The sequence below is a fragment of the Draconibacterium orientale genome, assembly GCF_900111425.1.
GTDB lineage: Bacteria > Bacteroidota > Bacteroidia > Bacteroidales > Prolixibacteraceae > Draconibacterium > Draconibacterium orientale.
In genome coordinates this window covers 297,677-311,108 of record NZ_FOHT01000001.1, presented here as the reverse complement: position 1 = coordinate 311,108, position 13,432 = coordinate 297,677, and the positions used below count along the sequence as shown (strand labels likewise).

The window sequence follows — 13,432 nt, the reverse complement described above, 5'->3', positions numbered from 1 at the left end:
GAATATCAATTATACCACATAGAATGAAAAAAACAGTGCATCATTCCGCTTCTCTGCCGGAAACAGGGTATTATAGCCATCGTGTTTTTACCGGAAACACCCGTAAAAACAGGGCATACCCACCGCTTGGTTGTGGTTTGATGTAAAATTGAAATGATATTCACCGTTCAAGGATTGTAGAAACTTAGTTTTTTAGTTGTGGTTTGATGTAAAATTGAAATGATATTCACCTTTTCATTTTCAAGGTCCGAATTCTGATCAGTTGTGGTTTGATGTAAAATTGAAATGATATTCACCTTTATTCATGTAGATCCGCTCGTATGCCGAGTTGTGGTTTGATGTAAAATTGAAATGATATTCACCTAATATCTTCAAGTTTAGACTCTAACTCTTGTTGTGGTTTGATGTAAAATTGAAATGATATTCACCGCGAACACCAAATTTGATTAAATGTAATTAGTTGTGGTTTGATGTAAAATTGAAATGATATTCACCAATTCCACGACTTATACCTTGACCATCCAGTTGTGGTTTGATGTAAAATTGAAATGATATTCACCTATCAGCTTAATAAACAACGAAGCATTTGTGTTGTGGTTTGATGTAAAATTGAAATGATATTCACCTTCTCTGATCATTCGTAGTTTATTCAATAGTTGTGGTTTGATGTAAAATTGAAATGATATTCACCGCAAAACGACACCGCCCCCCGCCCTATTCAGTTGTGGTTTGATGTAAAATTGAAATGATATTCACCATAAACCAAGAATAAAATATGCCCACCATCGTTGTGGTTTGATGTAAAATTGAAATGATATTCACCTTGCCGGTGTACCAATCGTTTCGGAATTGGGTTGTGGTTTGATGTAAAATTGAAATGATATTCACCAAACTTTATTCAGCCACTTATTCTGACCAGTTGTGGTTTGATGTAAAATTGAAATGATATTCACCTCCAACGTCTTTAACCACTCTGTCGTGACAGTTGTGGTTTGATGTAAAATTGAAATGATATTCACCTCCGGCTCATTTGTTATGAAAGCCTTAAATGTTGTGGTTTGATGTAAAATTGAAATGATATTCACCGAGGATGGTTCGATCATGGTTGTAGCTGAGGTTGTGGTTTGATGTAAAATTGAAATGATATTCACCAATGAAACAAACTCCGCTATCTATTGTAAAGTTGTGGTTTGATGTAAAATTGAAATGATATTCACCATCTGGAATGAGCCTGACGATTTATCACAGTTGTGGTTTGATGTAAAATTGAAATGATATTCACCTTGAGGGGTTATTATCCAAACAATACCGCAGTTGTGGTTTGATGTAAAATTGAAATGATATTCACCTTAAATGTAGAGAAAAACGACCGACGCGAGGTTGTGGTTTGATGTAAAATTGAAATGATATTCACCACAGTGCAAAGACACTCAAGGTGGTATTAAGTTGTGGTTTGATGTAAAATTGAAATGATATTCACCAAAATTTAAGTCGTAGTTAAATACATTCCCGTTGTGGTTTGATGTAAAATTGAAATGATATTCACCGAAATTTATGAAGGAGATTGGATAAAATTAAGTTGTGGTTTGATGTAAAATTGAAATGATATTCACCGTTTAGATACTGTCTTATTTGCGGCAACCAGTTGTGGTTTGATGTAAAATTGAAATGATATTCACCAACATCGTAAACCCGCTCAACATAGTTCTGGTTGTGGTTTGATGTAAAATTGAAATGATATTCACCGAGACTGAAAACTATATCCTAACCATCGAGGTTGTGGTTTGATGTAAAATTGAAATGATATTCACCAACCGGGGTTTTCATCGCACTGCCATGAAAGTTGTGGTTTGATGTAAAATTGAAATGATATTCACCGTAAATGGTGTTAATACAGGTTCGATACCTGTTGTGGTTTGATGTAAAATTGAAATGATATTCACCAGTGGAGTAGGGCAGGACTCATTTTGTTGCAGTTGTGGTTTGATGTAAAATTGAAATGATATTCACCCATAACCTGCATGGAAATTCGCTGCGACTTGTTGTGGTTTGATGTAAAATTGAAATGATATTCACCAATGTTTCGGTGAAGGTGTCGCCAAGGGTGGTTGTGGTTTGATGTAAAATTGAAATGATATTCACCCGAGGTGTGTTGGAGAAACGTTTGCACGAGGTTGTGGTTTGATGTAAAATTGAAATGATATTCACCTGAAAAACATGTTATACAACACACTAAAAGTTGTGGTTTGATGTAAAATTGAAATGATATTCACCAGCCGATAAAAGAATTAAAGATTTGCTGCTGTTGTGGTTTGATGTAAAATTGAAATGATATTCACCAACGGATTTATCACTTTGAAGCTTGCTTCAGTTGTGGTTTGATGTAAAATTGAAATGATATTCACCTCCTAAAGCAATGGGAATGGTCGCACTCCGTTGTGGTTTGATGTAAAATTGAAATGATATTCACCACCAACGGCGGCACCAGCGGCGGCCATACAGTTGTGGTTTGATGTAAAATTGAAATGATATTCACCAATACACATCTTCTTTTTATCTATCAAATGGTTGTGGTTTGATGTAAAATTGAAATGATATTCACCCTGGGTATAATTCTCAACTTGCTTCACGAAGTTGTGGTTTGATGTAAAATTGAAATGATATTCACCTCCTGTAGGATGGGTAAAAGCGTACAGATAGTTGTGGTTTGATGTAAAATTGAAATGATATTCACCAAAAATTGTTGTAATGAGTAACGCCCTGGAGTTGTGGTTTGATGTAAAATTGAAATGATATTCACCGCCGACGAAGCCGTGCAGAGCTATATACCTGTTGTGGTTTGATGTAAAATTGAAATGATATTCACCAATAATAGTTGGAGTGTTTGCCATTCTGGTGTTGTGGTTTGATGTAAAATTGAAATGATATTCACCTGCCAGTGCCTCAATCGCCTTTTTGTGCTTGTTGTGGTTTGATGTAAAATTGAAATGATATTCACCCCGCCCTATTTTCATCAAACGTAACCACATGTTGTGGTTTGATGTAAAATTGAAATGATATTCACCGGTGGGATTGTTGGTATAGCTCTTACGGCTGTTGTGGTTTGATGTAAAATTGAAATGATATTCACCTGGAACATTTAAATAGGAACTTTAAGGAAAGTTGTGGTTTGATGTAAAATTGAAATGATATTCACCGGCACTGAAAGACGTTCAGGAAAACCACTTGTTGTGGTTTGATGTAAAATTGAAATGATATTCACCTTATTGACACCCCTGCAGCTTATGGTTATAGTTGTGGTTTGATGTAAAATTGAAATGATATTCACCTGTGTTAGATTGTGCAGAAGTGTTCCCGGGTTGTGGTTTGATGTAAAATTGAAATGATATTCACCGCTATTGCTGATTATTTCAATCCAACTTACGTTGTGGTTTGATGTAAAATTGAAATGATATTCACCTACAGGGAAACATTAAAGAGCTGATCCCAGTTGTGGTTTGATGTAAAATTGAAATGATATTCACCACACCATACTTCCGTAACTGTCGGCTCGGCGTTGTGGTTTGATGTAAAATTGAAATGATATTCACCTGAAACATCATTAATATCGTTATGACAGAAGTTGTGGTTTGATGTAAAATTGGTGAAATTTGTAATGGATATACCTACAAGGTTTTCAAAACCTTGAAGGTATAAATATTTCCTGCTTATTTCCCCCGATACTGATAAACAGCCTTGTTCAGGCGATCCATAATGGCAATGCCGATACCGGTTTCAGGCACCGGTTCTGCAATAATCAGATCGACATCCGAATCCTCGAGACGGTGCAATGCCTCAAAGAAATTTGCTGCAGCCTCGCCTAAATCCGCGTTGGTTGACAACCTTTCTATCTGATGATATTTGTCCGGATTTTTTACTTCAGAAAAAGCCAGAAATCCATATTTTTTGTTGGCAGAGTATTCCGGTTCGTTGCCCAAAAGGTACATTGGTTTCCGGGGGCTGTAGTGCGATTTTAGCAACCCCGGTGATTTGATCGGCGAATTGGCCTCTTTCGCTTTACTTTGCGGTAGCACTTTCATTAAATCCTGCTCGGTAATAAAACCGGGTCGCAGTATTTTAAATTCTCCCTGGCACAGTTCAATCACTGTTGACTCAATACCAACTTTAGGAAGTTCGCCGTTGAGTATGCATTTGAGCTCAGGAAGCTGTTTTTGAACGTGCTCGGGCGTAGTTGGGCTTAACATCCCAAATCGGTTGGCACTGGGTGCAGCAATGCACTTCCCTGAAAGTTTTAACAGTTCGCGGGCAGTTTGGTTGGCGGGCATACGAACAGCCACTGTATCCAATCCGGCTGAAACGATATCGGGTACCGCTTGTTGTTTTTTGGCAACAATGGTTAAAGGCCCCGGCCAAAAGTGTTCGGCCAGTTTTAAAAGCGCATCATCGATCTCAACAAAAAGTTTTTCCAGTTCTGAAATATCACGAATATGTACAATTAGCGGATTAAATGTTGGTCGTTCTTTTGTTGCAAATATTTTTGCAACCGCCTCGGCATTAAATGCATCTGCACCTAAACCATATACCGTTTCGGTAGGAAAAGCCACCAACTCACCATTCCCGATAAGCTGGGCAGCTAATTTTATATCGTTGCTAATCGAACTCATTCTTGCTTCAATTTTGTGGGCACAAATATCTAAAAAATTAGGGAGAGTTGTTAAAACAAATCTCCCTTTATGATTAAAGTTTTCCTGAACTGCCGATAAGTTATCAAGTTAATTATTAAGTAGATTGTGAAAAAAAACTACCTGCCTCCAGGAAAAAGACCAATATTTAACTAATTACTTCTTATTGAACTGTTGTCTTCAATTAATTTTTGCCGTTGTGCCTCCTGAAATTTTGATACCTCGGTACGCACTTCATCGTTGTTTAATCCAATAATTTTAGCTGCTGCCAGTGCTGCGTTTTTGGGATTTAAAATTACCATGGGAGCAACACCCGAAGGCATTCGCAGGCTCGAATAAATATCGGCGCCGGCAAACGAGTCGCCAACAGGAGGACATGCAATAACCGGGCAATTGGTTTGCGCATCGGAGAATCCGCTTAGTGCGTTGCTCATTCCTGCTATGGTAATGAATACCGGGTTGTGCATTTCCTGCTCTTTAATAATGTTATAACACTCAAGCGGTACCTTGTGCGCCGAAGCAATAAAACATTCTGAATCGATTTTAAACCCGTTTAGTGCATCAACAATTTTGTTGGCCCAGTCCAGATCGGCTTTAGAGCCCATTATTATAACTACTTTGCTCATAGTCTTCAATATTATTAAATGAATATTCGTAATCCATAGGAATTATCTGGTTGTATTCTTCAATCGACGCGTTTGACAAACAAGCGTCAATAATTTTTCTTCCGGTGTGGAACAGGTCTTTGTGCATGAATTTCTTCAGCTCGCGGTTAAAGAATTCCTGTAAAACTTCTGCTCCGGCATCGTAGCCTTCGGTACCCACTTCAACCTGGTTGTACACTTTCAGGAATCGGGAAGGGATTTTTGAGCTTTCGATGGTGAGGTAATTTAGCTCGTAACCCAAAAGCGGACAACGTGCTGCTTGTATCTGGTCGTCTTTTAATTTGGCGCCACCTCTTCGGGTTAAATATTCGCGCATTAAAAGCTGCGGTTTAAAACCAACTTCCCAAACGCCAATGTTTTGGTTGGGTACCAGCGAAAAAATGGTACGTGGTGTTTCAATAATTTGCTTCAACAACAGGTTGGCGTGAATAATCCGGTCGCCGGTGGCAAAAGGCCAGTACGAACCAACTCCTTCGCTTTCCATGGCTCCGGTGCCAACAATACTTGGGTTTTTGTGTCCGCGAGGGGCAACCAAACGCCACAACCAGGCCAAAGCCGGTGGCAATACGTGAAACAAACCTACAATTCCGTACGTTGGATCTTCTTTCGAACATTTAGGTGTACGGATACCAAAACTACGCACATCAACCGAAACCGATCCGTTAATGGTGTTTTCAACACTTTCGCGTGGAAGAACAACCCGTGGATTCGGACAAGGCTTGCCCGGTTCATCTTCAATATGATTCCAGATCAGGGCTGTTGATTCAGGCTTTGTGTCGATATTTAAAAACAGCAAGGGTTTTTTCGGATGTATCGTTGCCTTTTCAAGAACCGGATCATCGCCGTATTGGTTAACACTGTCAACCCTGACAAACCATGCGTTTTCCGCATCCATAATACCAAGTTTACCGTTCTTTTTCTGGAACGATGGATGACAGAAAGCCATATCGTCGGCAATGGGCAGGAAGTTACAGGTGCGCGGAATAGTGATATAACGGGTTTCGCCAGTAACCGAATTCTTACCCAACAGAACTCTACCGTCGGTTTCTCTTACAATGTGCTGGTGCAGTTCCGATTTTCCTCCGCCACTGGCCCCTTCGTGCATAAATGTGGTAACAATGTCGTACGGACTTATCGATTGAACGGCAGAACAGTGAGCCGTTACCCATTCTTCTTTTTCGCCCTGGGTTAACAACACGCCATACAGCCCTTTTTTGGCACTGGGACCCGGATATAGGTTGTACGAATACAATTCGTGAATATCGTCTAAGCGGTTGTGAACAACCACTTGTTTTCCATCGAAATGGGTGTGCCTGAATACCGGCGCAACATAAATTACCGATTTTAATTCGCTGTTTTCTGCCAGCTCATCGATAGCCACAATTTCCTGTAGCATGGATAAACCCATGGCGAAAAATCCGGCATTGGCAGGCGCAATTGCAATGCCTAATGAGCCGATTCCCTGTCGTCCGGCAAAATAGAAAAACACAGCAAGGTCATTTTCTTTTAACCAGTCAAAGGTTTCTTTCTGAATATCGGAAAACGGGTAATTATATTTTTCTGAAAAACGTTGTTTACCGGTAGGTTTATCATCTCCAATAACCATGGTTCCCGGATCGCGCCGACGCATGTACGCTTCGGTGTAGTTTACGGAAATACCGTTTTGTACGCGGTGTACTATCGCTTCTGTAAAAGTTCCTTTGCCTTCAATATCGTACGATACGGCAAACTCATTGTTCTCTTTTCCGCAGGTAGCAGCATCGGCAAGCTCTTCGGTTGTATTGTAGCATGTAAAAGATTGGCATGCACTTAATACTTTTTCAATGTTTGCAGGCAGCTTAACGCCTTTTTTATCAAGTTTAGTTTTAAAATCTGGAAAAGCTATCTTCATTCTTCTTATTTTTTGTGGTGTAATAACCAAATCGGTATAAAATCGAATTCGACCACAAATGTATAAAAAGCTTTAGTATTGATTAATAAATAAAGTATAGCTTAATAAAAATTAGAAAATATTTAATAAATGAAGTGGTATTTAAATTACATGCCTGTTTTAACTAGATATTGGGAGGTGTTACTACCCAAACAACTCGTGTAGTTCCTTCAATTATGTTTTGCGCATTATGCGTAATGTTTGAATTAAAATAGAAACTGTCGCCCGTTTCAAGAATATACGGTTTACCATCAAGCAGAATTGCCAGTTTTCCTTCTGTTACATGACAAAACTCCTGACCCGGATGGGCAGTCATAATACCTTTGCTATCGGATCCCGGTGCAAATTCAAGTTCATAAGTTTCCATTTGTTTGTGCGGATCGTGATGAGAAAGCAGGTATAATTTTGTGCCCGATTCATTCTTCTTTACAAACTTTTTTTCATCGTTTTTTATGAGTGGTTGATTAAGTAATGTTTCATTTTCGCCAATTAATTCGCCCACTGTGGTGTTTAAACTGTCGGCAATATTCTTAAGAGTAAGAATGGAGGGAAATGCTTTGGCTTTTTCAATTTGTGAAAGTGCACTTGAACTGATACCAACTTTTTTTGATAAGTCGTTGAGTTTTAGGTGTAAGGCGTCCCGCTTTCTTCTTATTCTTTCGCCAAGTCGTTTCATTAGTATAATTTGGTTTTTGCCGGGTATTAGCTTTCCGGTATTTATGTGTTGCAGTAAATTTATTATGAGGCATAAAAGTAAAAGAAAAATGCAGAATGTTAAAATGCATTTAAATAATTAAGTGAGGGTTAATTGGTTTTTGTGTGCTACGTGCTTTGGGGTAACAACAATAAAATGCTTTAAAGCCTGTAGGTCTTCACTAATGGTTTTAGAGCAATTTTAAAAAGTGTAATACGGTTTGGTTGCAGGAATTAAATGTTGGCGGGAACAGAATTATTTTCCTTTTCGAATGCGGAAACGCGCCGGATGAACAGGGAAGACGCCTTCATTTACAAATTTCACATCTTCAACCGAATAGAATGCCTTTGGGTTGGTTGTTTTAACAATTGTTTCCACTTTTTTAATTTCCGAACGCTTGATAATACTGTGAATAATGCTCACCCGTTCGTTGGCTCCCTGAGCGTTATGATGTGTTATTCCATAACCGGCGGCAGTAAGGTTTTCAATAAGTTTGCTTGCTTCCTTACGGGTAATTATTTGCAGCTTTACAATACCAACAGCCAGTTTCTCTTCAATAAGTAAGCCTACATAATTTCCACAGGCAAAACCGGCCGCATAAGCGATGTAACAAAACCAGTTGTCGAGATTTTGAAAAATTTTTGAAATGGCAATCAGCCAAATCAGAATTTCGAAAAATCCGAGTAACGGGGCCCATAACTTGTGCCCTTTTGAAACCATAACAATTCGAATGGTTCCAATAGTTACATCCATAACACGCGAAAAAAAGATCAGCCCGGGAAGTAAGCCGTAGGTAAAAAATGCACTATCGTAAAAACTTGTTTCCATAATGTAAATGTATGAATTCTTACATCATTTCGATGCCGGAAAAACTGCTAAATAGTTGTTTCAAAGTTAGCGGTTTCTCTTTTTGTTCGAAATAACAGTCCCCATACTTTTTATTTTGTACTTTTTACTTTTGCCTTTTTTCCTAAAACTCCGAAGTAAAATGGAACTTAATGTCTTTAAATTCGTCCTGCGCCATTTGTAAAATAAAGGCAGAATCGGCCATAAAAACATCGCGCCCCAGTTTGTCTTTTGCCATTTTCTGGTGCTTGCGCTTTTTAAATTCGGTCAGCACTTTTTCGTCGTTGCACTCAATCCAGCAGGCTTTGTGCATCGACAGCGGCTCGAACCGACATTTTGCGCCGTATTCGTGTTCAAGGCGGTACTGAATAACTTCAAACTGAAGCTGACCAACGGTACCAATAATTTTGCGTCCGTTAAAAGCACTGGTAAAAAGCTGCGCCACACCTTCGTCCATTAACTGGTCAACTCCTTTCGCCAGCTGTTTCGATTTCATTGGGTCGGCATTTTCAACAAAACGGAACATCTCGGGCGAGAAGCTTGGCAAGCCTTTGAAATGGATATCTTCTCCATCGGTAACGGTGTCGCCAATGATGTAGTTTCCGGTGTCGGGCACACCAATAATATCTCCGGGGAAAGCCTCTTCAACGATTTCTTTTTGTGAAGCCATAAAAGCGGTTGGGCTCGAAATGCGGAAGGATTTTCCCAACCGGACATTTTTATACATTTTATTCCGCTCGAATTTTCCCGAGCATATTTTTACAAAGGCAATCCGGCTGCGGTGGTTCGGATCGATGTTGGCGTGAATTTTAAAAACAAAGCCGGTAAATCCTTTTTCCTCGGGTTTTACAACACGCTCTTCTGTTTCGCTGGGTTGTGGTGTTGGCGCAATTTTTACAAAAGAATCGAGCAATTCCTGTACGCCGAAATTATACAGCGCACTACCAAAAAATACCGGTGCCAGTTCGCCCGACAGGTAGTCTTCGTTATTAAACTCCGGGTAAATTCCTTCCACCAGTTCCAGTTCTTCGCGCAGTACGTCGGCATCTTCGCCAATGTGGTCTTCCAAAGTGGGGTCCGAAATATCTTCAAACTTAATACGTTCTTCAATTTCCTGAATATCGGGCGTAAACAATTTCAGGCTGCGGTTAAAAATATTGTAAACGCCTTTAAAGTCGGGGCCGTTGTTTATCGGCCAACTTAGCGGGCGCACTTTAATTTTCAGCTGATCCTCAATTTCATCCATCAAGGTAAACGGATCTCCCGCCGGGCGGTCCATTTTATTTACAAAAACGATAACCGGCGTTTTGCGCATGCGGCAAACGTTCATTAGTTTTTCGGTTTGCGGCTCAACCCCTTTTGCAGCATCAATAACGATAATTACACTATCGACGGCGGTAAGTGTGCGGAAAGTATCTTCCTGGAAATCCTGGTGACCTGGGGTATCCAGAATATTTACTTTGTAGCCGTTATACTCGAAACCCATTACCGAAGTAGCCACAGAAATACCACGCTGGCGCTCGATCTCCATAAAATCGGAAGTGGCACCCTTTTTAATTTTGTTGCTTTTTACGGCACCTGCCACACGAATTGCTCCACCAAAAAGAAGCAGCTTCTCGGTTAGGGTGGTTTTCCCGGCATCCGGGTGACTCACAATTCCAAAAGTGCGACGACGTTGTATTTCTTCTAAAAAACTCATTTGCTATCTTATATGTAATGCGGCCGCAAAAATAGAAAAGATATTTTAATTCAATTAAATAAAACAGAAAGAGCGCTTGGCTGTTAAAACTAAAAAAGGAAAAGCAAAGGAAACATGATATTTATAAATGTCGACGAACTGAAATTCAATGCCTACAAAAATGACCTGGTGAATTTGTATATCAACACATTTTCGGCAGGAAAAAGTTTTCAATACCATTCGGAAGAAGAAACAGCTGCCTATCTTCAGGCAATTTTTGATGTTGGATACGGAATTTTTGCCATGGAAGAGCATGAAGTGGCAGGAGTAATTTTGGTAACACCGTTAAGTTTCGATCGATTACTGCCCGAAGAGATCGCGCAAAACTTTGATGTTAAACGTTCGGTTTATGTGGCTGAAATGATGGTTGAAAAATCAAAACAGAGGCAGGGAATTGGAAAAAGGCTACTTACCTTATTTCTTAAAGAAACAGACAGGACGCAATTTGACCATGCTTTTATCCGCGTTTGGGAAGAGAATGAAGCCGCTGTTGATTTGTACAAAAAAATGGGATTCGAGGTTTATGCAACAATGGTTCAACCCAAAATGCTGGCTGATAAAAGTGGAACTTTTGATTTTGAAAAGATCTATCTGCATCAAAGACTTAGCTGATTTTCAGCTCAATTTTTATCAATAACTTAAACATTTTTCATCGTTGATTTGCTATAAGCTGATTATATTCGTCAATATTTTGAAATCCGATTCTCCTATATAGATTAGATTATGAATAATTTTGTAGCCTGTACAACCGATTTAATTAATGGAAATGCCGAAGAAAAAAAGGCTGAAATCCGCGATTACTTTTTAAAAACATATGCGCTGGATGAAAAACTGTACGAGCACCTGAAAAACGATAAAGCTTTTTATCGCCGGGCCGATCCGCTGCGGCATCCACTCATTTTCTATTACGGACATACGGCCGTGTTTTTTATTAATAAGCTGGTGCTGGCTAAAATTATCGATCATCGGATAGATTCTCATTTCGAGTCGGTTTTCGCCATTGGTGTTGACGAAATGAGTTGGGACGATCTGAATGAATCGAACTACGATTGGCCTACTGTAAAAGAGGTATTTGAATACCGTCGGAAAGTGAAAGAAGTGGTGTTAAAGGTAATTGATTCCACTCCGCTTACTTTGCCCATTAACTGGGAGAATCCGTTTTGGATAATTATGATGGGGATTGAACACGAACGCATTCATATCGAAACTTCGTCGGTGCTGATAAGGCAATTACCGCTGGAATTTTTAAAGCCGGATGTTTTTGATGTTCCTTGCAAAGAATCGGGAACTGCTCCCAAGAATCGTATGTTAAACGTTGAAGGAGGGGTAGTGGTTATCGGAAAACCTTACGAGCACCGATTTTACGGCTGGGATGTTGAATATGGCGAGCACCGGATTGAGGTTAATGCTTTTAAAGCATCGGAGTATTTGGTGTCAAATGGTGAATTTTTAGCGTTTGTAGAGGCTGGCGGTTATAAAACAGAAGATTATTGGACAGAAGAAGGTTGGAATTGGTGCCAATATAAAAAAGCAGAATTTCCGCTGTTTTGGCGGAAAAATGAGGATAAATACTTTTTGCGGCTTTTTGATCAGGAAATTGAAATGCCCTGGAACTGGCCGGTTGAGCTGAATTACCTGGAAGCAAAAGCTTTTGCCAACTGGAAGACTAAAACGACAGGTAAAACTTATCGTTTGCCAACCGAAGCGGAGTGGTATCGACTGGCGGAACAGAACGGCATAACCGACAACAATTTTAATAAGCTACAAGCAAATATTGGTTTGGAGAAGTTTGTGTCGCCTTGCCCCGTAGATCAATTTAAGCACGGCGAATTTTACGATATTATCGGAAATGTGTGGCAGTGGACTGAAACGCCGGTTACCGGTTATCCGGGCTTTAAGGTGCACCCTTTATACGACGATTTTTCAACGCCTACTTTCGATGGCAAACACAACATGATAAAAGGAGGTTCGTGGATTTCAACCGGAAACGAAGCCACCTGGCACGCACGCTATGCTTTCCGCAGGCATTTTTATCAGCATGCCGGATTTCGCTTGGTGGAATCTGAAAATCCACTGATTATTCGAAATGATTCGTATGAAACCGATTCGGAAGTAGCACAATCGTGCGAGTTTAATTACGGTAAGCCGGTTTTAGGATTTAATAATTTCCCGAAAAGTATTGCTGGAATCTGCAAACAATATGCGGGCAATCAAAAATCGCTGAAACTGCTCGATTTGAATTGCGATACCGGAAGAACGGTTTTCGAATTGTCGGATTCTTTTAAACAAATTACCGGAATCGATTTTTCAGCACGTTTTATCCGAATGGCCATTCAATTGCAGGAGCAGGGCTTTATTCGCTACATTACAAAAGATGAAGGTGAACTCGTACATTATAACGATGTGCAGTTGTTGGAGCTTGGATTGAATCCAAAAGATAACCTGCAGTTTATGCAGGCCGATGCCAACAACTTAAAACCAATTTACACAGGTTACGATGTTATTTTGGCCATTAACTTACTGGAAGAACTTTATAATCCAAAGCAGTTTCTGGCATCGATTCACGAGCGATTAAATGCCGCAGGAATTCTAATCTTAGGCTCAGCTTACGATTGGGAAAAGAACAAAATAAAACGGGAAAACTGGCCGGGAGCGTTTAAGCAGGATGGTGAGCCGGTTACTTCATTCGAAGGAATAAAAGCTTTGTTGCAGGATAATTTTGAATTAGTTGAAGAACGACAAAACCTGCCTGCAGCAAAAATTTTGTCATCGCGTAATGTAGAGGTTTCTGTGGTTGAAATCTCTGTTTGGAAAAAGCGCTAAGCGCCGGAAATCGAAAAGAAAGGAGCCCGAAGTTTGAGTTGTTCGTTAATCTTC

At 39.7% G+C, this 13,432-nt stretch carries 8 protein-coding genes and 1 CRISPR repeat array; of the genes, 2 read left to right on the top strand and 6 right to left on the bottom strand.

Features of this window, described 5'->3' with window-relative positions; all coding sequences use genetic code 11:
- Positions 1-129: 129 nt before the first annotated feature.
- Positions 130-3,591: direct repeats of the CRISPR family, unit length 36 nt; unit sequence GTTGTGGTTTGATGTAAAATTGAAATGATATTCACC.
- Positions 3,592-3,707: 116 nt separating this feature from the next.
- The 6 genes from BMW53_RS01215 to BMW53_RS01190 form a co-directional block, all read right to left on the bottom strand.
- Positions 3,708-4,664, bottom strand: a complete 957-nt coding sequence (locus tag BMW53_RS01215) for an L-threonylcarbamoyladenylate synthase (protein WP_038561153.1) — start codon at positions 4,662-4,664, stop codon at positions 3,708-3,710.
- 170 nt (positions 4,665-4,834) lie between these two features.
- Positions 4,835-5,308: an AIR carboxylase family protein gene (locus BMW53_RS01210; RefSeq protein ID WP_038561156.1), complete on the bottom strand. Its 474-nt coding sequence runs from the start codon at positions 5,306-5,308 to the stop codon at positions 4,835-4,837.
- Positions 5,277-7,238: a DUF4914 family protein gene (locus BMW53_RS01205; RefSeq protein ID WP_038561159.1), complete on the bottom strand. Its 1,962-nt coding sequence runs from the start codon at positions 7,236-7,238 to the stop codon at positions 5,277-5,279. The genes BMW53_RS01210 and BMW53_RS01205 overlap by 32 nt, the downstream gene beginning before the upstream one ends.
- Before the next feature lie 163 nt (positions 7,239-7,401).
- Positions 7,402-7,953: a helix-turn-helix domain-containing protein gene (locus BMW53_RS01200; protein ID WP_038561162.1), complete on the bottom strand. Its 552-nt coding sequence runs from the start codon at positions 7,951-7,953 to the stop codon at positions 7,402-7,404.
- Between the two features lie 273 nt (positions 7,954-8,226).
- A complete protein-coding gene (locus tag BMW53_RS01195) occupies positions 8,227-8,799 on the bottom strand; it encodes a DUF2179 domain-containing protein (RefSeq protein ID WP_038561176.1) in 573 nt (190 codons plus the stop codon).
- Positions 8,800-8,941: 142 nt separating this feature from the next.
- Positions 8,942-10,516: a peptide chain release factor 3 gene (locus BMW53_RS01190; protein ID WP_038561179.1), complete on the bottom strand. Its 1,575-nt coding sequence runs from the start codon at positions 10,514-10,516 to the stop codon at positions 8,942-8,944.
- A 114-nt stretch (positions 10,517-10,630) separates the two neighbouring features.
- On the opposite strand from BMW53_RS01190, the gene BMW53_RS01185 reads away from it, so the two are divergent.
- Both BMW53_RS01185 and ovoA read left to right on the top strand, forming a co-directional pair.
- Positions 10,631-11,167 carry a GNAT family N-acetyltransferase gene (locus BMW53_RS01185; RefSeq protein ID WP_038561182.1) on the top strand — a complete coding sequence of 179 codons (537 nt, stop codon included), beginning with the start codon at positions 10,631-10,633 and terminating at the stop codon, positions 11,165-11,167.
- Between the two features lie 111 nt (positions 11,168-11,278).
- Entirely contained in the window at positions 11,279-13,378 is a 2,100-nt protein-coding gene (ovoA, locus tag BMW53_RS01180) for a 5-histidylcysteine sulfoxide synthase (RefSeq protein WP_074780094.1), read from the top strand.
- Positions 13,379-13,432: the final 54 nt, after the last annotated feature.

Excerpts from the sequence above, each read along its gene's own strand:
- BMW53_RS01215 (WP_038561153.1), bottom strand. The coding sequence starts at position 4,664 with ATGAGTTCGATTAGCAACGATATAAAATTAGCTGCCCAGCTTATCGGG.
- BMW53_RS01210 (WP_038561156.1), bottom strand. The coding sequence starts at position 5,308 with ATGAGCAAAGTAGTTATAATAATGGGCTCTAAAGCCGATCTGGACTGG.
- BMW53_RS01205 (WP_038561159.1), bottom strand. The coding sequence starts at position 7,238 with ATGAAGATAGCTTTTCCAGATTTTAAAACTAAACTTGATAAAAAAGGC.
- BMW53_RS01200 (WP_038561162.1), bottom strand. The coding sequence starts at position 7,953 with ATGAAACGACTTGGCGAAAGAATAAGAAGAAAGCGGGACGCCTTACAC.
- BMW53_RS01195 (WP_038561176.1), bottom strand. The coding sequence starts at position 8,799 with ATGGAAACAAGTTTTTACGATAGTGCATTTTTTACCTACGGCTTACTT.
- BMW53_RS01190 (WP_038561179.1), bottom strand. The coding sequence starts at position 10,516 with ATGAGTTTTTTAGAAGAAATACAACGTCGTCGCACTTTTGGAATTGTG.
- BMW53_RS01185 (WP_038561182.1), top strand. The coding sequence starts at position 10,631 with ATGATATTTATAAATGTCGACGAACTGAAATTCAATGCCTACAAAAAT.
- ovoA (WP_074780094.1), top strand. The coding sequence starts at position 11,279 with ATGAATAATTTTGTAGCCTGTACAACCGATTTAATTAATGGAAATGCC.